The following is a 19,025-nucleotide window of genomic DNA, read 5'->3' as shown; positions in this document are numbered from 1 at the left end:
TATGCAAAAGACATCGTTTTGGGATATCTGGCTGCCACATCCCTTTGTTTCGGTGATTGTGGCCATTAGCTGGTTGTTACTGGCACATAGTGTTTCTGCCGGCAATCTGCTGATGGCATTGATCCTGAGTATCCTGATTCCACTGATGGTCAAACCGTTTATTGCCCGCACCCCGAATATCCACTGGGTGCCAGCCTTTAAACTGTTCTGGGTGGTGGTCTGGGATATTATCCTGTCCAATATCCGCGTCGCCAAACAGGTGCTGGGACCCACCGATGCGCTGCATCCGAAATGGTTCCGTGTACCGCTGGAGACCGAGCATGAACAGGTCAACACCTTGCTGGCGATGATCATTACCACCACGCCAGGGACGGTCACGGCCGGTATTGACCAGGACCGCGGCGATATTCTGGTGCATGCCTTAAGTACCGATGATGAAGAAGCTGAAATTGCCCTGATCAAGAGCCGTTATGAACAGCCGCTGATTGAAATCTTTAACGTCAAGACAGGAGTGGCCTCATGATGATATTGCCTTATGCGATTGGCATCTGCCTGATTGCCATTGCCGGCTCGATGTTTATGTGCCTGATTCGTCTGATTATGGGACCGTCAATTGTCGACCGTCTGCTGGCGCTAGATACCCTGTTCTTAAATGCGACCTGCCTGATTGTAGTACTGGGTATTTACTGGACCAGCACTTCACTGTTTGAAGGTGCATTACTGGTGGCGATGCTGGGCTTTGTTTCAACCGCTGCCCTGGCCCGTTACTTCACCTCTGGCCACGTGATTGATTAGGAGAACAGCATGCAACTGATGATGGAAATCCTGGTCTCCATTTTCCTGTTAATCGGCACCTTCTTTATGCTGGTCGGCGGAATTGGCATGATTCGTCTGCCGGACCTGTTTATGCGCCTGCATGCCCCGACCAAGTCCAGTACCTTAGGTCTGGGCAGCTTCCTGATTGCTGCCATTATTTATTCAGCTTATCTGGGTCGCTTTGGTTTTGCCGAAGTGCTGATTACCCTGTTTGCCTTTATTACCGCGCCGGTATCGGCCAACCTGATGGCACAGGCAGCCCTGCATTTACGTCTGCGCTCGATGAGTGGTGAAGTCCCAGAAACCCTGGAACGTCCGCTACCATGGCAGCGTAGCCGTCACCGCGCCTTTACAGATCGTGAACCACTGGGCAGAATCAAACCCTCTAAAGACGAATAAGTCTTCGCGTCATCTTCTAAAAAAACCTGACCCGGATTGTTCCTGGTCAGGTTTTTTATGTGCTGTCTCAACCGCCCTGCCCTTGCCTGATTGCAATCTTAAAGGGCTTGTATCCGCTGAGAAATAGCAAGTCAAGCAATTATGAAGGACATAAAAAAGCCACCCGAAGGTGGCTTTTTTGCATAGACCTGCTGGCCTACTTATTCTTCATCTTTTTTTGCATCGGCAGCTGGTAAATCTTTTACTGCTTCTGCAATCAGACCAAACATATAGTTACCGTAGGCATTGGTTTTATCGTAATGGAAACGCAAACGCGGCGTAATCCGGGTCTTGATCCGACGGCTCAGCTCATGGCGCAGGAAACCGGAGGCTTTGTTAAGCACATCCAGGGTTTCCTTGTTTGCCGCTTCACTTTGCTCATCGCCAAGTTCACGACCCATTACGGTCACATACACTTCGGCATAGCCTAAATCTGGGCTGACTTTCACCGCCGAGATGGTCACCAGACCACCCAGACGTGGATCTTTCAGCTCCTGGCGGATCAGGTCGGACAACTCGCGTTGTACCGTATCTGCCATTCGCTTAAGACGCTGACTACCCGCCATTAAAGACTCCGTTTAATTAGTTGGACATCGTACACTTCAATCTTGTCTTGTACTTTGATGTCTTTATAGCCTTTGACTGCAAGACCACATTCCATACCGGCACGGACTTCTTCCACCACGTCTTTATAACGACGCAGAGATTCAAGTTCACCCTGGAACACCACCACATCATCACGTAATACGCGAATCGGCTTGTTACGGTGTAAAGTACCTTCCAGTACCATACAGCCTGCTGCTGCACCGAACTTGCTTGAGTGGAATACTTCACGGACTTCAGCCACACCCAGAATCGTTTCACGGTGTTCTGGTGCCAGTTTGCCGCTCATCGCATCTTTCACGTCATCAATCAATTGATAGATGATCGAGTAGTAACGGATGTCGATACCGTCAGCATCGGCTTTTTGACGTGCAGTATTGTCGGCACGAACGTTAAAGCCCAGCAGTACCGCTTCTGAAGATTCAGCCAGCGTTACGTCAGATTCAGTGATCGCACCGACACCTGAACCAATCACACGGACTTTCACTTCATCCGTTGAAAGCTCGGCCAGTGCCACGTGCAATGCTTCCAGCGTACCACGTACGTCAGTTTTCAGTACCACGTTCACAATCGGCACATCTTTCTTGCCCATAGACGCCATGATGTTCTCAAGACGCATTGCAGACTGACGCTCAAGACGTTTCTGACGTTCACGATCCATACGCGCATCAGCAACTTCACGCGCTTTCTTCTCGTCATTGACCACCAGTACTTCATCACCCGCCATTGGCGCTTCTGGCAGACCCAGAATTTCCACTGGAATTGATGGACCAGCAGACTTGATGCGTTTACCGTTTTCATCGGTCATGGCACGTACACGGCCATAAGATGAACCGGCAAGTACCAAGTCACCCACTTTCAGGGTACCGTTTTGAACCAGAATCGAGGTCACTGCACCACGGCCTTTATCAACACGTGCTTCAATCACCACACCTTGTGCTGCACCTTCTTCAGAGGCTTTCAATTCCATCATTTCTGCTTGAATTGAAATCAGGTCAAGTAATTCGTCAATGCCGGCACCGGTATGCGCGGAAACTTTGGCGACTGGAACATCACCGCCCCATTCTTCAGGCACGATTTCCTTGGTGGTTAATTCGTTCAGTACGCGGTCTGGATCAGCTGAATCTTTGTCCATCTTGTTGATGGCAACAATGATTGGCGTACCCGCTGCACGCGCATGGTCAATCGCTTCTGCAGTTTGTGGCATCACGCCATCATCTGCTGCAACCACCAACACCACGATATCAGTCGCTTTGGCACCACGTGAACGCATCGCGGTAAACGCGGCGTGACCCGGAGTATCCAGGAAGGTGATGATACCTTTGTCTGTTGTCACATGGTAAGCACCGATATGCTGGGTAATACCACCGGCTTCGCCTTGTGCCACTTTAGCACGGCGGATACGGTCAAGAAGCGAGGTTTTACCATGGTCAACGTGACCCATGATGGTAACAACAGGTGGACGCGTAGTTTGCTCACCACGTGCTTCTTCAGCCGCTTCCAGCAGGTTGTCTTCTGCCGCAGTTTCAGACACCAGCACCGGATTGTGGCCCATTTCTTCAACCACAAGCACCGCAGTATCCTGATCAATGGCCTGGTTTTGTGTGACCAGCTCACCCATCTTCATCAGGGTCTTGATTACTTCACGTACTTTAATTGCCATTTTCGCAGCCAAGTCAGCCACAATAATGGTTTCACCAATTTCTACATCATAAACCTGTTTTTTCACCGGTTTTTCAAAGCCATGCTTGTTGGCCTGACTGGTTTTTAAACCACGTTTATGCGAGTTGTCACGGAATGACTGTTCTTCACCACGACGGCCGCCTTTCTTCTGGCCACGGGTATCTTTGGTTCCGCCACCACGTTTGATTTCACGGTCTTCTTTGGCAAATGAATCTTCATACGCCTGACCCACCAGACCTGCGGCCAATGGTGAATCATCAATTACGCGAATGGTCGGTGCAGCATCATCAGATGAATACTTCGATGCCATTTTACGCATTTGCTCAAGGGTACGTTGCTGCGCTTCTTCAGCTGCCTTACGACGTGCAGCTTCTTCAGTCGCTTTCAACTGTGCTGCCTGTTCTTCACGGGCGCGTTTTTGCTCAGGCGTTTCAACCACTTTAACCTGGGCTTTCACCACTGGCTTGTTGGTTGATTTACGCTTCACCACCACAGCGGCTTTAGAAGTTTCCTGTTTGGCGGTTTCCTGTTTCGCAGCAGCACGCATTGCTTCTAAGGCCTGTTTGGCTTTAGATTCGCCTTTGCTGGCAGCTTCTGGCGCAGCTTTTGGCTTCGCCGGTTCACGGGCTTGCTGTTCAGCTGCTTTGGCTTCTGCTTCAGCCTGTGCTTTGGCCAAAGCTTCTGCTTTGATTTGCTCAGGGTCTGGCTTGACAAATGTATGCTTCTTGCGCACTTCTACATTAATTGTTTTCGCCTTACCTGACGTACTTGCCACTTTAGCAGTACTGGTAGTTTTACGTTTCAACGTGATTTGTCCTGCATTACCCGCATCTTGACCATGTACTTTTTTCAAGTGGGTCACGAGGGTATCTTGTTGTTCAGTGGAAATAATGTCGTCAGCTTTACGTTGCGGTAAACCTGCATCACGAACCTGCTCCAGGAGTTTCTCAACTGGACGTCCTACGCTGAGCGCTAACTCTTTAATCGTCTTGTCCGTCATACATTACCTCCTAGTTAAACCATGATTCGCGTGCTTTCATAATGAGTTGACCCGCTTTGTCAGCACCTAGACCTTCAATATCTGCGATATCGTCGGTGGCCTGGTCTGCCAAGTCATCAACGGTCACTACACCACGAGCAGCAAGCGCATAGGCGATCTCTTGTGTCATCCCTTCCATTGCCAGAAGTTCGTCACTCGGATCCTGAATATTTTCTTGCTGTTTTAACGCATCTGCCAAAGCCACTTCTTTGGCACGACTTTGCAATAATTCAACCAGCTCGGCATCAAGCTCAATTTCATCAAATGTTTCTGCTGGTACATAGGCAATCTCTTCCAGTGAAGTGAAGCCCATTTCAACCAGTGCCATCGCCAGGTCTTCTGCAATGTCCAAACGCGATACAAACATATCCAGATATTGCTGCGCTTCATTTTGCTGACGCGCGTAATATTCTTCTTCCAGCATCATGTCCAGTTTATAACCGGTCAGTTCAGATGCCAGACGTACGTTTTGACCTTGTGAACCAATGGCACGGGCCAATTGATCGCTGGTGGCAAAAATAATGTCAGCAGTACGTGCATCTTCATCAATCACGATACTCGATACATCAGCCGGCTCTAAAGCGCTGGCAATGTACTGTGCCGGATCATCTGACCACACCACCACATCAATACGTTCACCATTAAGTTCCTGCTGGACTGCCTGGATACGCGTACCACGCATACCAATACATGCACCAACCGGATCAATACGATGATCGTTGGTTTTCACTGCAATCTTAGCACGAACGCCTGGTTGACGCGCAGCCGCCTTGATTTCAATGATTTCTTCAGAAATTTCAGGAATTTCTTTTTTCATTAACGCCATCAGCATTTCAGGTTTTGCACGTGACAATAATAATTGCGCACCACGACCTTCACGGTTGACGTTAAATAAAATGGCATTCACGCGCTGTTTTGGACGCAGAATTTCCTTTGGAATCATTTCTTCACGTGCCAGATACGCTTCGGCATTGTCACCTAAATCAATGATAAAGCCATCTTTGGTCTGCTTTTTCACTTCACCGTAAATCAGCTCGCCCACTTTGGCTTCATAAGCATCGGCAACGAGTGCACGTTCTGCTTCACGAATTTTCTGAACAATTACCTGTTTGGCAATTTGCGCCGCAATACGACCGAAATCAATTGATTCCACTTCAAGTTCGCGAATGTCACCAATTGACCACTGCGCCGGATCGACATCAGAAATCGCATCCTGACATGCTGGCATTTCATGATCTTCATCCGCCACCACTTCCCATTGACGGAAAGTACGGTAGTCACCTGTTTTACGGTCGATTTCTACACGTAAACGTGCTTCTTCCGCATTTGTGCCTTCGTAAAATTTCTTTTTCGTCGCAGCAACAAGAGCCTGCTCTAGCGCCTCAAAGATTGCTTCACGACTTACACCTTTTTCGTTACTAACCGTTTCAACGACGGTAAGAATTTCGCGTGCCATAAGTCACCTATTTTAGATTCTTATTTATTGAATTAATCTTGATAAACCAGATTGGCCTTATCGATATTATGGCTGTCAATTTCCAGCACTTGCTGTTTTTCAACTTCAACCTGAATGGTTTCATTTTCAAGGTCAACTGCCACCAGTTTCGCCTGGAATTTACGACGGTTTTCTACCGCGCTAATCAAACGCAAGGCAATGGTCTGGCCAATATAGGCAGGAAGCTGTTCCAGCTGGAAAAACGGACGATCCCAACCTGGTGAAGACACTTCGAGTGCATATTCACCTGAGATCGGATCATGAACGTCCAAAATGGCGCCCACTTGCTGAGTCACGCGCACACAATCCTGTACGCCTACACCACGACCCTGCTCGAGTTCACCGTCTTCATTCAGGACCGGTGCGGCATTTTCATCAACCGCTTTGTCGATATAAATACGCAATAGTGAGCGTTTACCTTGTGGCAGGAATTCAATTCCCCACAAATCTACATCACAGGCTGCAACTGCGGGTGCAATCAAGTCCTGGAGTGCCTGGGTTTTATTTGATAGCTTCATTTACTCTCGTCATATGGGTGCGATTCAATGGCCTGATCTGACCACTACAGTCTCATTCAAGCTATAGTAGTAGTGAAACATGACACTTGAGTTTATGCCGTATCCGGCTCATATCGACACTACACGATAGCCAATAAAAAAGGGCGTAAATCGCCCCTATTATTACACAGAAAAACCAATGTCCACTGTGCAAAAAGGCCCACCTTGTTGTGAGCCTCTTAAGAAACTTGGTAGCGGGAGCTGGATTTGAACCAACGACCTTCGGGTTATGAGCCCGACGAGCTACCAGACTGCTCCATCCCGCATCAACGTGCAAAAATTATATACAAAATATGCGCAATTTTCAATGAAAATCGTATGTCCTGTATATGGCGTTATTTATCGCTGAAGAATGAGTAACAAGCGTCAGATTCAACCAACATGAAATATATTACTCAACCATTAAAAATGGTAGCGGGAGCTGGATTTGAACCAACGACCTTCGGGTTATGAGCCCGACGAGCTACCAGACTGCTCCATCCCGCATCAGCGTACAAATAACTCTTCTCAGCTCAAGAAACTTAAGCCGCCTTTTTAAAGTTTGCATCTTTAAAAAGGATTGATTGGTAGCGGGAGCTGGATTTGAACCAACGACCTTCGGGTTATGAGCCCGACGAGCTACCAGACTGCTCCATCCCGCATCAACAGAAGTTTTGCTGCATACACCAAACTTATGTTCTGGATTATAAGTTTGGTGCGGAAGGGGGGACTTGAACCCCCACGCCCGAAAGCACTACCACCTCAAGGTAGCGTGTCTACCAATTCCACCACCACCGCAGCTGTGACGCATTCTAGTCGCATCACCGCGAAAAATAAAGGCCTAATTGCAATTATTCGCCAGTTTGAGGTGTAGTTGGTGAAGAATCAGGCAATGTTGCCGGCGCGGTTGTGGTCGCCGGAATTGATTTTAAACTGTAGGCATCGGTGGTTTGCTGTTTGGCAAATACCGCCAGGGTCAGACTGGTGATAAAGAACAAAGCCGTTAAAATTCCAGTCAAACGGGTCATAAAATTACCCGAACCAGAGGCACCAAATACGGTCGCCGCACCGCCGCCACCAAAAGAAGCACCAGCATCTGCCCCTTTGCCGTGCTGAACTAGAATCAGCACAATCATCAAGACGGCTAAAATAATATGTACTACCAGCACAAAAGTTTGCATGCTGAACTCCTAATTATTGTGTATTGGCAAAGGCCTGCGCAATTTGATGGAACGATGCCGCATTTAAAGAAGCACCGCCGACCAGCGCGCCATTAATATCTGGGCAGGCTGCTAACTCTACTGCATTTTCCGGCTTAACACTACCACCGTACAGAATAGCCATTTGCGGACCATAGCTGGTCAGCTGGGTCAGACCTTCACGAATTTTGGCATGCATGGCCTGCGCATCTTCAGGCGAAGCGGTTTTACCAGTACCAATGGCCCAGATTGGCTCATAGGCAATTACAATATTCTGCCACTGCTCTGCCTCGACCACTGCCGCAATGTCACAAATCTGCTGTAATACCACCTGCTCGGCCTGGCCACTTTCACGCTGCTGCAGGCTTTCACCGACACAGTAAATTACGGTCAGACCGGCTGCCAGTGCATTTTGAATTTTTGCATTTAGAATTTGCACATTTTCAGCAAAAATTTCACGGCGTTCTGAATGACCGACCAGTACAAAGCCAATCTGGCTGTCTTTTAATAGCTCGGCACTCACCTCACCAGTATAAGCACCTAAACCAGCAATACGTGAAACATCTTGTGCCACGGTATACACCGGACGTACCGCAGTTTTCAGCTGTTCCTGAACACTGCCCAATGCGATTGCAACTGGCGCAACCCCTAAATGACACTGTGCGGCATCAATGGCCTGCTGTTCTAATAATGTTTTAAATTCTGAAACCAGCTGTTGCGCTTCTGCTTGCACTGGGTTCATTTTCCAATTGCCAATCACCCAAGGCGTAATCGCCGAACCCGACATACAATACCTATTCAAATACCTATGTTTCAATCGCGCACATTCTACACGTAAATCGATTCAGGACAGAACAATTTGTTGCGGCATTTTTAGATTTGCAGTCTAAATAGGCCCATCTGAACATCGGCTTAACAAAAATCTTTGCCGATTAATTGCGACTGGTTCATGCTTTTAGGGGATACTTAGGTGGTGACATCATTTTCAGATATGGTATTTTTATGCAACAAAAGTATAATTTTGTGATACCAATTATAAACAAACTTTTTTGATTTTTTTTAAGGACGTTGGGGAATGTCAGTACAACAAGCAATGCCTAGATTTACAGGTTTTATTCGGCGACTGGTCGAAGAAGGGCTTGTGACGGCTGAAAATATGCAGCAAGCCATTGTCGCGGCGAAAAAAGCCGAGACCGATATTGTGCCGTATTTAATTCAGCAGTTGCAGATTTCACCGCTGACCATTGCTGAAAAAATTTCCTATGAATTTGGTGAACCGATTTTTGACTTGGCGGTGTACGATTCGCGTCTGATTGTACGTGAAGGTCTGGATGAAAAACTGTTCACCAAATACCGAATTCTGCCCATTTTCCGACGTCACAATCAGCTTTATATCGCTACCAGTAACCCAACCAATATCGAAGCCATTGATGCGATCCGCTTTAACAGCAAGCTGAATATTGAAGTGGTGATTGTTGAGCATGACAAGCTGGAACGGCTGATTGAACAGAACTTTACCGAAGACAGCACCTTTGACTTTGATGAAGACTTTGATCTAGAAGTTGGCGACAACGCTCCCGAAACACAAGAAGATAACGATGAGCCACAAGGCGATGAAGCCCCAATCGTCAAATATATTAACAAGTTACTGATCGATGCAATCCGTATGGGCGCCTCGGATTTACACTTCGAGCCTTATGAAAAAAGCTACCGGGTCCGTTACCGGATTGACGGCGTACTGCGCCAGATTGCCAATCCTCCGTTACAGCTGGCTACACGGCTCGCCTCACGTTTAAAAGTTATGTCACAAATGGACATCTCGGAAAAACGTATTCCGCAGGATGGCCGGATCAAGCTCAAGCTGTCAAAAAACAAAGCCATCGACTTCCGTGTCAACTCACTGCCCACCCTGTTCGGGGAAAAAATTGTACTGCGTATTCTCGATCCATCTAGTGCCATGCTGGGGATTGATGCACTTGGTTATGAACCGGAGCAAAAAGAGCTGTTTATGGAGGCGCTGGACAAACCACAAGGCATGTTGCTGATCACCGGCCCGACCGGTTCCGGTAAAACCGTATCTTTATATACCGGCTTAAACATTCTCAACCGCGAAGACACCAATATTTCTACCGCCGAAGATCCGGTGGAAATTAACCTGGAAGGCATCAATCAGGTCAACGTCAACCCGAAAGTGGGTCTGACCTTTGCCGCAGCACTAAAATCATTCCTGCGCCAGGATCCGGATATTGTCATGGTCGGTGAGATCCGTGATCTGGAAACTGCAGAAATTGCCATTAAAGCCGCACAAACCGGTCACATGGTCATGTCGACGCTGCACACCAACAGTGCACCCGAAACCCTGACCCGTTTACGCAACATGGGCGTCCCCTCATTTAACATCGCCACCTCGGTGAACCTGGTGATTGCCCAGCGTCTGGCACGTCGTCTGTGTCAGAAATGCAAGGCCCCGGTGGAGATTCCACGCCAGAGCCTCTTGGAACTCGGTTTTACCGAAGAAGATTTAAACCAGCCAGAGTTCCAGCTGTATCAGCCGGTTGGCTGCCCGGAATGTCGTGAAGGTTATAAAGGCCGTGTCGGGGTCTATGAAGTAATGAAAGTCACCCCGGAAATCTCACGCATTATTATGGAAGATGGTAATGCCTTGCAAATTGCAGCAGCCTCGGCAAAATCTGGGTTTAACAATTTACGCCGTTCAGGATTAATCAAGGTCATGCAGGGGGTCACTTCTTTACAGGAAGTGAATCGTGTGACCAGCGAATAGATGAAGCATTTAAAATAAGGATAAACACGCATGGCTGTCAAAAAAGCACAGATGATGCCCACCTTTATTTATGAAGGGATTGACCGCAAAGGGGCAAAACTTAAAGGGGAACTGCCAGCACGTAATATGGCGCTGGCCAAGGTCACGTTGCGCAAGCAAGGGATCACCATCAAAACCATCCGCCAGAAGAAGAAAAATATTCTTGAAGGCTTGATGAAGAAAAAAGTCTCGACCCTGGACATCACGATTTTTACCCGCCAGCTGGCGACCATGATGAAAGCCGGTGTACCGCTGGTGCAAAGCTTTGAAATTGTGGCTGAAGGTCTGGAAAACCCGGCCATGCGTGAAGTTGTATTGGGGATTAAAGGCGAAGTCGAAGGGGGCAATACCTTTGCTGGTGCACTGCGTAAATATCCGCAACATTTCGATAATCTGTTTTGCTCGCTGGTTGAATCGGGTGAACAGTCGGGTGCTCTAGAAACTATGCTGGACCGGGTAGCGATCTATAAAGAAAAGAGCGAATTACTCAAACAAAAAATCAAGAAAGCCATGAAATACCCGGCAACGGTGATTGTGGTGGCGGTGATTGTCACCATTATCCTGATGGTCAAAGTGGTACCGGTGTTTGAAGAACTCTTCACCTCTTTTGGTGCCGACTTACCAGCCTTCACCAAAATGGTGGTGAATATGTCGCAGTGGACCCAGAAATACTGGTTTGTGCTGATTATTGTGGTCGGCTTTGCGATTGCAGCTTTTCTGGAAGCCAAGAAACGCAGCAAGAAATTCCGTGACCTGCTGGACAAAGCCGCCCTGAGAGCACCAATTTTTGGTGATCTGGTGTATAAGGCGATTATCGCGCGTTATAGTCGTACCCTGGCCACCACCTTTGCTGCCGGTGTTCCCTTAATTGATGCACTGGAATCCACTGCCGGCGCCACCAACAACGTGGTTTATGAAGAAGCAGTAATGAAAATCCGTGAAGATGTCGCCACCGGTCAGCAGTTGCAGTTTGCCATGCGGGTCACGGATAAATTCCCATCCATGGCCGTGCAGATGGTTGCGATTGGTGAAGAATCCGGTGCGCTGGATGCGATGCTGGATAAAGTCGCTACTCACTACGAAAACGAAGTCGATAACGCCGTCGATGGCTTAACCTCGATGATGGAACCACTGATTATGGCCGTTCTCGGGATTCTGGTCGGCGGTCTGGTGGTCGCGATGTATCTCCCAATCTTCCAAATGGGCTCTGTGGTTTAATGCAAGAATTCATTCATTATCTGATTCAACACCCAACTGCGCTGTATTTCGTAGTTGGGATTTTTAGTTTATGTATTGGCAGTTTTCTGAATGTGGTGATTTACCGCACGCCAAAAATGATGGAACAGGAATGGCGCAATGACTGTCAAATGCTGCTGCATCCTGAACAGGCCATCATTGATGAAAGCAAAATCAGCCTCAGTCAGCCAGCCTCGACCTGTCCGAAATGCCACAGCCCGATTCGCTGGTATCAGAATATTCCAGTAATCAGCTGGCTGCTTCTACGTGGCAAATGTGGCCAATGCCAAAACCCGATCAGTATTCGTTATCCTTTTATTGAACTGCTGACCGCAGTGTGTGCCTTAACCGTAGTCGCGGTTTTTGGCCCGACCCTGCAAATGCTGTTTGGCCTGGTGTTGACCTATGTGTTAATTGCCCTGACCTTTATTGATTTTGACACCCAGCTGCTGCCTGACCGCTATACCCTCCCCCTGGCTGCACTCGGCTTGGGGGTGAACAGCTATGCCCTGTACACCTCCGCTAGCTCTGCCATTTGGGGATATATCATTGGCTTTTTATGTCTGTGGGTGGTGTATTACCTGTTTAAGCTGGTGACTGGCAAAGAAGGTATGGGCTATGGCGATTTTAAATTGCTGGCCGCCTTAGGTGCCTGGATGGGCCCGCTGATGCTGCCGCTGATTGTGTTGCTATCTTCTCTGGTTGGTGCAATCATTGGCATTATTTTGCTGAAAATCCGCAAAGAGAACCAGCCTTTTGCCTTTGGCCCTTATATTGCCATTGCCGGCTGGATCGCCTTTTTGTGGGGTGATGCAATCATGAAGCTTTATTTAGGTCAATAAGGACAACAGGATGACATTTGTTTTGGGTTTAACTGGCGGCATTGGCAGCGGTAAATCGGCAGCAAGTCACTGGTTTGAAACCCAAGGCATTGTGGTGGTCGATGCAGATGTGGTGGCACGTGAAGTGGTTGAGCCAGGCCAGCCGGCCCTGACCCAGATTCATCAGGCCTTTGGCGACTGGGTCCTGCTCAATGGCGAGCTCAACCGCCGTGCCTTACGCGAGCATATTTTTAAAGAACCGGCAGCACGCAAAACCCTGGAAGCAATTACCCATCCGGCCATTCGCCAGTCGATCATCCAGCAGTTACAGGCAGCCCGCAGTGCCTATGTGGTGCTGGTGTCTCCACTGTTATTTGAAAGCAACCAGCATGAACTGACCCAGCGCAACCTGTTAATTGATGCCTCTGAAGAACTGCAGATTCAACGCGCCTCACAACGCGATGGACAAAGTATCGAACAAATTCGCAAGATTATTCAGGTACAGATGTCACGCGCAGACAAACGCCAGCGGGCAGATGATATTGTGCTGAATGATGGTCATCTGGAGCATCTCTATGCCCAGCTTCAACCCTTACATCAACACTATCTGACTTTGGCGCAACAGCAGCAGTCGGTTTAAGACGGCTTGTTTTGTCGTTCGATTTGCTGGCTTAAGCTGTCTTTCCGGCCCCACCAGCGCCAAGGCTGTAACGCCCCAATGCCCATACCAAGCAGACCACAGACAATCGCCAGGCTCAATGGCTCATTCAGTAACGGTACCGCCAGAATAGCGGCAATAAACGGTGCCAAGGTCACAATACTGCCAGCCTTAAAAGCACCTAAACGCTTAATCGCTTCGACATAGCTGAGCGTGGCAATAATCACCACAAAAATTCCATGAAACAGGGTCTGGCCGATTAAATGCAGTGGTTCGGGACCACTCAGGTTTTTTGGAAAAAATAGCCAATAAATAGGCACATACACCAAAGCTGACCAGATGGCTACACTGGCCATAGAATGCCAGGCCGACAGCTTCCATTGCCGCAACAGCACCGTAAAGACGCCCCACCATAAGGCACTCAGGAAAAACAGCAGATCGCCAAAACCGAAAGCGACACCGGTTTCCTGATACATCAGCAGACTCATGGCAGCAATCGCCAGCAGCATGATCAATACGCTAATCCAGGTATGCCGGTCAAAGGGCTGTCGAAACAGCAACCAGGCCGCCAGTGCAGTACATAAGGGAATACAGCCATTCAAGAAAATCGCCGCATGCGCCGCTGGCACAAAATGAAATGCACTATAAGCCGTCAGGCAGTAACCGACACCGCCAATCATCGCCAGGATAAAGGACTGTCGGGTCCATAAAAATGCCGTATCTTTACGATATAGCAAAACCGGCATCAGCAGGCAAAAGGCCAGCATAAAACGCAAGGCCACCAGATCCCAAGCACTAATGCCCCACAGGGCACTTAAACGGGTACTCAGGGTAAAGCCCCCCCAAATACACATGGTGATGGCCAGTAACAGATAGCCTTGCTGACGCGCGTTGATCATTAAGATGGAAAGAGCGCTTAAGCCGGTTGACGCTGACGGCAGGCTTCATACAGCGCCATGCCGGTGGCCACACTAACATTCAGACTTTGCAGATTGCCCATCATCGGGATATACACGGTTTGATCACACTGCGACTGGGTGATTGGGCGCAAACCGGTATCTTCGGCTCCCATCACCACACACACCGCCGTACCGGTGAAGTCAAACTTCTGGATCGGCAAGGCTTTTTCATCCAGCATGGTGCCGACCACGCGCACATTAAACTGCTCTTTGATTTGCCCCAAAGTACGGGCCAGATTGGTAACCTGAATAAATTTAACTTTCTCGGCGCCACCAGCAGCCACTTTACGCGCCGTTGGGGTCAGGCTGGCTGAACGGTCACGCGGTACAATCACCGCTTCTACACCCATGGCTGCTGCCGTACGGATACAGGCGCCCAGATTATGCGGATCGGTGACCTGATCCAGAGCCAGTAACAGTGGCTGATTGGACTGCTGCAACAGCTGTTCCAAATCTTTTTCATTTAAGGTTGGATGCGGACGCACCGCAGCCACCACGCCCTGATGAAATGGCAAACCGGCCAGTTTTTCCAGGCTGTCACGACTGGCTTTTTGTACGCTAATACCAAACGGCTCTGCCAGTTCCAGAATACGCTGTAAACGCTGGTCATCACGACCTTTGAGGGTAAACAGGGTTAATACACGCTCCGGTTCAAGTTCTAACAATGACTCTACCGAATGAACGCCATAATAATATTCTGGTTTTGCCATGAATGACCTCAACGCTGTGCTGTAAATCCAAAAGAAAAATCCTGCAAAGGAAACTTTACAGGATTTCTGTGTCGGCCTAGTTTAACCGATTTGGGCTAAAAATGCTTAGCCTTCTAAATGACAAACGTAGTCCAGTACATCATCAGTTTCAATCTTAAAACGGCTGTTGCCCGGTACATAAAAAGACTGACCAGCGCGGAAAAGCTCACTTTCTTCGCTATCAGCGATTTGCACACGACATTCACCTGAAATAATTTCCATCCGTTCAGGAACATGCGTTTCGAAAGTTAAGGCTTGTTCAGTCGGTAAAATCACACCCAGCGTCTTTTTGGTGCCATCTTCAAATTGCACCGTATGACTAATGCAGAGCCCGCCAAAATAAACATTGGATTTTTTTACCACTGATACATGATCAAACTGAGCTGACATGCGTATTCTCCAGCTAACGCGTTTTTATATTTTATGATTGAGGTAGTGTAATGCTGCCTACTGAACTAATCAATCAATCTTCATCTAAGGTAAATCACTCTATTTCCTGTCGTTTCAGGCAAGTCATTTTGCCTGGCACGCGAATAAATTCACCTCATTTTTGCGAGAGTCTAAATCAACTTTCAGGCAAGTACAAATACCTTTTAATCGCAGATGAACTAAAGTTCAACGCCCCCATTGCACTCTCCGACCATCTGTATTTTCAGCCTGACAAATCCTGCGCCGAACTGGTTCAATTCGGGTTATGCATCTGACTGATTTTCATCTGAATCTCTAAATATAGTGAGCACTTTTCTGCTCGTTTTCAGCTTGTCTGATAATCATAAAAAATTTGATGATTGGCAGATAAAGTTATGCAACATTCTGCCGACGCTGTATTGCAAGCACATGAAACTGGACACAGTTTTCTGTTTCAGATGAAGATAAGAGTAGATATTCCGATTGCGGCACTAGCGACTTGATCTACATGGTGGATGTAGAACCTCTGCTCACAGCACACCGCTGAATATTCTGTACCGAGAAGTTTTATTTTTCTGCAAAAATTAAGCTAGAATGATCGTGTTTTTTCAGTTGCTTAAAATAAAGGGCGATGCTTTGCACTGCCCAACCTGACACTCTTCAACTCAAACTTTTCGCAGCCTGGATGCGTTTATGCTGACACATTTAACCCTGATCAATTTTGCCTTAGCCGACCGTTTAGCCATTGATATTGAATCTGGTTTTAACGTCCTGACCGGGGAAACAGGTGCCGGAAAATCATTATTGCTGGATGCACTTTCGGCCTGTCTAGGCGAACGCACCGACACCAATTATGTTCGTTATGGCGCAGACAAGGCCGATGTCACTGCCACCTTCAGCTATCATGACGGTAGTCCAGAAGCCGAGTGGCTAAAACAGCAGGAACTGGATGATGAATCGGGCGAAATTCATTTACGCCGGGTAATTTTCGCCACCGGACGCAGCAAGGCCTGGATTAACGGCCGTCCGAGCAGTCTGTCTGAGCTCAAAGAAATTGGCCGTTTGCTGGTGCAGCTGTATAGCCAGCACAGCCAGCAGCAGCTGTTAGAACCGCCTTATCCAAAACACTGGCTGGATCGTTATAGCAATTTTTATGCGCCAGCCCAGGCCGTACGCGATGCCTATAGCCAGTGGCAAAAAGATATTCGCCAGCATCAGGCGGCTTTGGATGCCCAGGCGACGCGTAAACAGCGCATCGACACACTGGAATTGCAGCTGGAAGAATTAGAAGAAGTGGTCCAGGTCGATTATGCCGATATTGAACAGGAATTTGATCGCTTAAGCCATCATGAAGCGATTATGCAGGATTGTGCCTATAGTCTGAACGGGCTGGATGAAGCAGAGCCAAACCTGAGCCAGGAACTGTCCTCGATTTTACGGCGTCTGGAAAGCCATGCCGGCCGCAGTGAACAGCTGTCAGAAATTTATACTTCCCTGCTGAATGCGCAAAGTGAAATTGAAGATGCCACCGCCAGTTTGCGTCATTTTATTGACCGGCAGAGTTTCGATCCGGAGCGGATGGAAGAACTGAATTCCAAACTGGAAATTTTCCATCGTCTGGCCCGTAAATATCGCACCCAGCCAGAATTATTGAAAACCGAATATGACAACTGGCAGGCCGAGCTGGAACAGCTGCATCAGCTGGAAGATCCGGAAACCTTGGCCGAACAGGTCGAAGTGTCCTATCAGGACTTTTTGGCCAAGGCCGAACATTTAGACCAGATTCGACGTGAAGCTGCCGGACCTTTGGCCAAACAGCTGACCGAACAGGTGAAACAGCTGGCCTTACCAGAAGCACATTTTGAATTTAAATTTGAGCCTTTAGAGCAGCCATCGAGTGAAGGCTTAAGCTTTATCCAGCTGCTGTTTACGGCCAATAAAGGCATTCCAGCACAACCACTGGCGCGTGTCGCTTCGGGCGGTGAACTGTCGCGTATTGCGCTGGTGATGCAGGTCATGAATGCTGAAAAAACCGAAGCAGAAGTGCTGGTGTTTGACGAAATTGATGTCGGGATTAGTGGTGGTACTGCAGAAATTGTGGGGCGTTTACTGGCCGGTCTGGGGCAGCACGTACAAATTCTGTGTATTACCCATCAGGCGCAGGTTGCGGCTCAGTCTGACCAGCACCTGCTGGTGAAGAAACAGCAGACTGATCCGGCCAGTAGTACTATTTTAATGCTGCAAGAAGAAGAGCGGATTCTGGAACTGGCACGGATGACTGGTGGCGTCGAAATTAACGAAACCACCTTGCAGCATGCCAAGCAGTTACGTCAGCTCAAGTTTCAATCTGGCGTATAAAATCACTGAAAAACCACAAAAAATGTTTGGTGAAATAGCAATCCTCTTGTAACGTGATGATTAAGACCTATATCTATATCAGAACATACATTTTAGGAGAAAGGCTTAGGTGACCAAACAATATCTGACACATCGCTGTCTTATTGCGCCACCCGAGATAAATGATGACTTTTTTGCGAATACTGTCATTTATTTGGCGCGTCATGATGAAGACGGGGCGCAAGGCATTATTCTCAATCGTCCGGCAGGGATTCAAATTAAAGAGTTACTGAATGATCTGGATATTGAAGCCGATCATGTCCATCCACATGAAGTATTGCAAGGCGGGCCGCTGCGTCCGGAAGCTGGATTTGTGCTGCATACTGGCCAGCCAACCTGGCATTCATCCATTGCAGTTGGTGAAAATGTCTGTATTACCACTTCCAAAGATATTCTGGATGCCATTGCGCATAACGAAGGCGTAGGCCGTTACCAGATTGCCCTCGGCTATGCCAGCTGGAGCAAAAACCAGCTGGAAGAAGAAATTTCGCGTGGTGACTGGCTGATCTGTGATTCAGATATGGACCTGATTTTTAATCTACCCTATAGCGACCGTTGGGATGCTGCCTACCGGAAAATTGGAATTGACCGCACCTGGCTTGCATCAGAGATTGGCCATGCCTGAGTCTACTGCACACCTGATTATGGCCTTCGATTTTGGCACCCAGAAAATGGGCATGGCGGTGGGTCAATCCCTGATTGAAAGCGCCACGCCGCTGGCCCTGTTTCCCATGAAAGATGGTATTCCAAACTGGGACGAACTGCTGAAACTGGTGAAACAGTATCAGCCAAATTTATTTCTGGTTGGCTTGCCACTGAACATGGATGATAGCGAGTCAGAGCTGTCGACCCGGGCGCGCAAGTTTGCCCGACGTTTACGTCATCAGACCAATATCGAAACCCTGATGGTGGACGAGCGTTTGACCACGCGTGAAGCCCGTGATGAACTGGATCATTATCAGGCTCAGGGACGCGGTAAAAAAATTGCCGCCGACAGTATTGCGGCTGCCCTGTTCATTGAAAGCTGGTATCGTTATCCGCAAGGCGTCCAGCCTTAAAATCTCGCTGTTGACGTCCAAATCCCCTTTCTCTTGGTTTTCAGCTCAATCCGGTCTGTTATGATAGTCAGTACCGGATTTTTTCATTGATCTTTTTTCACGTTGTAGA

At 48.2% G+C, this 19,025-nt stretch carries 19 protein-coding genes and 4 tRNA genes; 10 read left to right on the top strand and 13 right to left on the bottom strand.

Annotated elements, in window-relative coordinates; genetic code table 11:
• Position 1: 1 nt before the first annotated feature.
• The 3 genes from FTU67_RS07330 to FTU67_RS07320 are packed head-to-tail and all read left to right on the top strand — an operon-like array spanning position 2 to position 1,215.
• Positions 2-523, top strand: a complete 522-nt coding sequence (locus FTU67_RS07330; protein ID WP_104499197.1) for a Na+/H+ antiporter subunit E — start codon at positions 2-4, stop codon at positions 521-523.
• Positions 520-795, top strand: a complete 276-nt coding sequence (locus FTU67_RS07325) for a monovalent cation/H+ antiporter subunit F (protein WP_168370332.1) — start codon at positions 520-522, stop codon at positions 793-795. Before FTU67_RS07330 ends, FTU67_RS07325 begins: the two co-directional genes overlap by 4 nt.
• Before the next feature lie 9 nt (positions 796-804).
• Positions 805-1,215: a Na+/H+ antiporter subunit G gene (locus FTU67_RS07320; protein ID WP_168370331.1), complete on the top strand. Its 411-nt coding sequence runs from the start codon at positions 805-807 to the stop codon at positions 1,213-1,215.
• A gap of 200 nt (positions 1,216-1,415) precedes the next feature.
• On the opposite strand, the gene FTU67_RS07315 is transcribed toward FTU67_RS07320, so the two are convergent.
• The 10 genes from FTU67_RS07315 to tpiA form a co-directional block, all read right to left on the bottom strand.
• The gene (locus FTU67_RS07315; protein WP_005181793.1) at positions 1,416-1,820 is read right to left on the bottom strand and encodes a ribosome-binding factor A; all 405 of its coding nucleotides are present in this window, start codon (positions 1,818-1,820) and stop codon (positions 1,416-1,418) included.
• Positions 1,820-4,540: a translation initiation factor IF-2 gene (gene infB, locus FTU67_RS07310; RefSeq protein ID WP_005181788.1), complete on the bottom strand. Its 2,721-nt coding sequence runs from the start codon at positions 4,538-4,540 to the stop codon at positions 1,820-1,822. Before infB ends, FTU67_RS07315 begins: the two co-directional genes overlap by 1 nt.
• A gap of 10 nt (positions 4,541-4,550) precedes the next feature.
• Positions 4,551-6,035 (bottom strand): transcription termination factor NusA, encoded by a 1,485-nt coding sequence (gene nusA, locus FTU67_RS07305; protein WP_005181786.1) that lies wholly within the window; start codon positions 6,033-6,035, stop codon positions 4,551-4,553.
• A gap of 32 nt (positions 6,036-6,067) precedes the next feature.
• Entirely contained in the window at positions 6,068-6,592 is a 525-nt protein-coding gene (gene rimP, locus FTU67_RS07300; RefSeq protein WP_005181784.1) for a ribosome maturation factor RimP, read from the bottom strand.
• Positions 6,593-6,820: 228 nt separating this feature from the next.
• Positions 6,821-6,897 (bottom strand) — tRNA-Met (locus FTU67_RS07295).
• Between the two features lie 143 nt (positions 6,898-7,040).
• Positions 7,041-7,117, bottom strand: a tRNA-Met gene (locus FTU67_RS07290).
• Positions 7,118-7,195: 78 nt separating this feature from the next.
• Positions 7,196-7,272: transfer RNA gene (locus tag FTU67_RS07285), tRNA-Met, on the bottom strand.
• Positions 7,273-7,323: 51 nt separating this feature from the next.
• Positions 7,324-7,408, bottom strand: a tRNA-Leu gene (locus tag FTU67_RS07280).
• Between the two features lie 53 nt (positions 7,409-7,461).
• Positions 7,462-7,791, bottom strand: a complete 330-nt coding sequence (gene secG, locus FTU67_RS07275; RefSeq protein WP_005181783.1) for a preprotein translocase subunit SecG — start codon at positions 7,789-7,791, stop codon at positions 7,462-7,464.
• A 13-nt stretch (positions 7,792-7,804) separates the two neighbouring features.
• Positions 7,805-8,596 (bottom strand): triose-phosphate isomerase, encoded by a 792-nt coding sequence (gene tpiA / locus FTU67_RS07270; protein ID WP_005181780.1) that lies wholly within the window; start codon positions 8,594-8,596, stop codon positions 7,805-7,807.
• A 288-nt stretch (positions 8,597-8,884) separates the two neighbouring features.
• On the opposite strand from tpiA, the gene pilB reads away from it, so the two are divergent.
• The 4 genes from pilB to coaE are packed head-to-tail and all read left to right on the top strand — an operon-like array spanning position 8,885 to position 13,327.
• On the top strand, positions 8,885-10,591 hold the full coding sequence (gene pilB, locus FTU67_RS07265; protein WP_168370330.1) for a type IV-A pilus assembly ATPase PilB: 1,707 nt from the start codon (positions 8,885-8,887) through the stop codon (positions 10,589-10,591).
• 30 nt (positions 10,592-10,621) lie between these two features.
• Positions 10,622-11,848: a type II secretion system F family protein gene (locus FTU67_RS07260; RefSeq protein WP_016659656.1), complete on the top strand. Its 1,227-nt coding sequence runs from the start codon at positions 10,622-10,624 to the stop codon at positions 11,846-11,848.
• Positions 11,848-12,708, top strand: a complete 861-nt coding sequence (locus FTU67_RS07255) for an A24 family peptidase (protein ID WP_005181774.1) — start codon at positions 11,848-11,850, stop codon at positions 12,706-12,708. The genes FTU67_RS07260 and FTU67_RS07255 overlap by 1 nt, the downstream gene beginning before the upstream one ends.
• A gap of 10 nt (positions 12,709-12,718) precedes the next feature.
• Positions 12,719-13,327, top strand: a complete 609-nt coding sequence (gene coaE, locus FTU67_RS07250; RefSeq protein WP_005181773.1) for a dephospho-CoA kinase — start codon at positions 12,719-12,721, stop codon at positions 13,325-13,327.
• On the opposite strand, the gene FTU67_RS07245 is transcribed toward coaE, so the two are convergent.
• The 3 genes from FTU67_RS07245 to FTU67_RS07235 form a co-directional block, all read right to left on the bottom strand.
• A complete protein-coding gene (locus FTU67_RS07245) occupies positions 13,324-14,244 on the bottom strand; it encodes a DMT family transporter (protein WP_016659657.1) in 921 nt (306 codons plus the stop codon). The genes coaE and FTU67_RS07245 overlap by 4 nt on opposite strands.
• A gap of 17 nt (positions 14,245-14,261) precedes the next feature.
• Positions 14,262-15,014: a 23S rRNA (guanosine(2251)-2'-O)-methyltransferase RlmB gene (gene rlmB, locus FTU67_RS07240; RefSeq protein ID WP_005181769.1), complete on the bottom strand. Its 753-nt coding sequence runs from the start codon at positions 15,012-15,014 to the stop codon at positions 14,262-14,264.
• A gap of 105 nt (positions 15,015-15,119) precedes the next feature.
• Entirely contained in the window at positions 15,120-15,443 is a 324-nt protein-coding gene (locus FTU67_RS07235; protein WP_005181767.1) for a pyrimidine/purine nucleoside phosphorylase, read from the bottom strand.
• Positions 15,444-16,154: 711 nt separating this feature from the next.
• Between FTU67_RS07235 and recN the strand changes: the two genes are divergently transcribed.
• The 3 genes from recN (at position 16,155) to ruvX (ending at position 18,916) form a co-directional block, all read left to right on the top strand.
• On the top strand, positions 16,155-17,819 hold the full coding sequence (gene recN, locus FTU67_RS07230) for a DNA repair protein RecN (RefSeq protein WP_168370329.1): 1,665 nt from the start codon (positions 16,155-16,157) through the stop codon (positions 17,817-17,819).
• A 109-nt stretch (positions 17,820-17,928) separates the two neighbouring features.
• Positions 17,929-18,483 carry a YqgE/AlgH family protein gene (locus tag FTU67_RS07225; protein ID WP_005181761.1) on the top strand — a complete coding sequence of 185 codons (555 nt, stop codon included), beginning with the start codon at positions 17,929-17,931 and terminating at the stop codon, positions 18,481-18,483.
• The gene (gene ruvX / locus FTU67_RS07220) at positions 18,476-18,916 is read left to right on the top strand and encodes a Holliday junction resolvase RuvX (RefSeq protein WP_016659659.1); all 441 of its coding nucleotides are present in this window, start codon (positions 18,476-18,478) and stop codon (positions 18,914-18,916) included. Before FTU67_RS07225 ends, ruvX begins: the two co-directional genes overlap by 8 nt.
• Positions 18,917-19,025 lie beyond the last annotated feature (109 nt).

It is taken from the genome of Acinetobacter sp. YH12132 (assembly GCF_013418645.1).
Lineage (GTDB): Bacteria > Pseudomonadota > Gammaproteobacteria > Pseudomonadales > Moraxellaceae > Acinetobacter > Acinetobacter indicus.
The sequence above is the reverse complement of the archived record's forward strand: the minus strand, read 5'-3'. Positions and strand labels throughout refer to the sequence as shown.

Excerpts from the sequence above, each read along its gene's own strand:
- FTU67_RS07330 (WP_104499197.1), top strand. The coding sequence starts at position 2 with ATGCAAAAGACATCGTTTTGGGATATCTGGCTGCCACATCCCTTTGTT.
- FTU67_RS07325 (WP_168370332.1), top strand. The coding sequence starts at position 520 with ATGATGATATTGCCTTATGCGATTGGCATCTGCCTGATTGCCATTGCC.
- FTU67_RS07320 (WP_168370331.1), top strand. The coding sequence starts at position 805 with ATGCAACTGATGATGGAAATCCTGGTCTCCATTTTCCTGTTAATCGGC.
- FTU67_RS07315 (WP_005181793.1), bottom strand. The coding sequence starts at position 1,820 with ATGGCGGGTAGTCAGCGTCTTAAGCGAATGGCAGATACGGTACAACGC.
- infB (WP_005181788.1), bottom strand. The coding sequence starts at position 4,540 with ATGACGGACAAGACGATTAAAGAGTTAGCGCTCAGCGTAGGACGTCCA.
- nusA (WP_005181786.1), bottom strand. The coding sequence starts at position 6,035 with ATGGCACGCGAAATTCTTACCGTCGTTGAAACGGTTAGTAACGAAAAA.
- rimP (WP_005181784.1), bottom strand. The coding sequence starts at position 6,592 with ATGAAGCTATCAAATAAAACCCAGGCACTCCAGGACTTGATTGCACCC.
- secG (WP_005181783.1), bottom strand. The coding sequence starts at position 7,791 with ATGCAAACTTTTGTGCTGGTAGTACATATTATTTTAGCCGTCTTGATG.
- tpiA (WP_005181780.1), bottom strand. The coding sequence starts at position 8,596 with ATGTCGGGTTCGGCGATTACGCCTTGGGTGATTGGCAATTGGAAAATG.
- pilB (WP_168370330.1), top strand. The coding sequence starts at position 8,885 with ATGTCAGTACAACAAGCAATGCCTAGATTTACAGGTTTTATTCGGCGA.
- FTU67_RS07260 (WP_016659656.1), top strand. The coding sequence starts at position 10,622 with ATGGCTGTCAAAAAAGCACAGATGATGCCCACCTTTATTTATGAAGGG.
- FTU67_RS07255 (WP_005181774.1), top strand. The coding sequence starts at position 11,848 with ATGCAAGAATTCATTCATTATCTGATTCAACACCCAACTGCGCTGTAT.
- coaE (WP_005181773.1), top strand. The coding sequence starts at position 12,719 with ATGACATTTGTTTTGGGTTTAACTGGCGGCATTGGCAGCGGTAAATCG.
- FTU67_RS07245 (WP_016659657.1), bottom strand. The coding sequence starts at position 14,244 with ATGATCAACGCGCGTCAGCAAGGCTATCTGTTACTGGCCATCACCATG.
- rlmB (WP_005181769.1), bottom strand. The coding sequence starts at position 15,014 with ATGGCAAAACCAGAATATTATTATGGCGTTCATTCGGTAGAGTCATTG.
- FTU67_RS07235 (WP_005181767.1), bottom strand. The coding sequence starts at position 15,443 with ATGTCAGCTCAGTTTGATCATGTATCAGTGGTAAAAAAATCCAATGTT.
- recN (WP_168370329.1), top strand. The coding sequence starts at position 16,155 with ATGCTGACACATTTAACCCTGATCAATTTTGCCTTAGCCGACCGTTTA.
- ruvX (WP_016659659.1), top strand. The coding sequence starts at position 18,476 with ATGCCTGAGTCTACTGCACACCTGATTATGGCCTTCGATTTTGGCACC.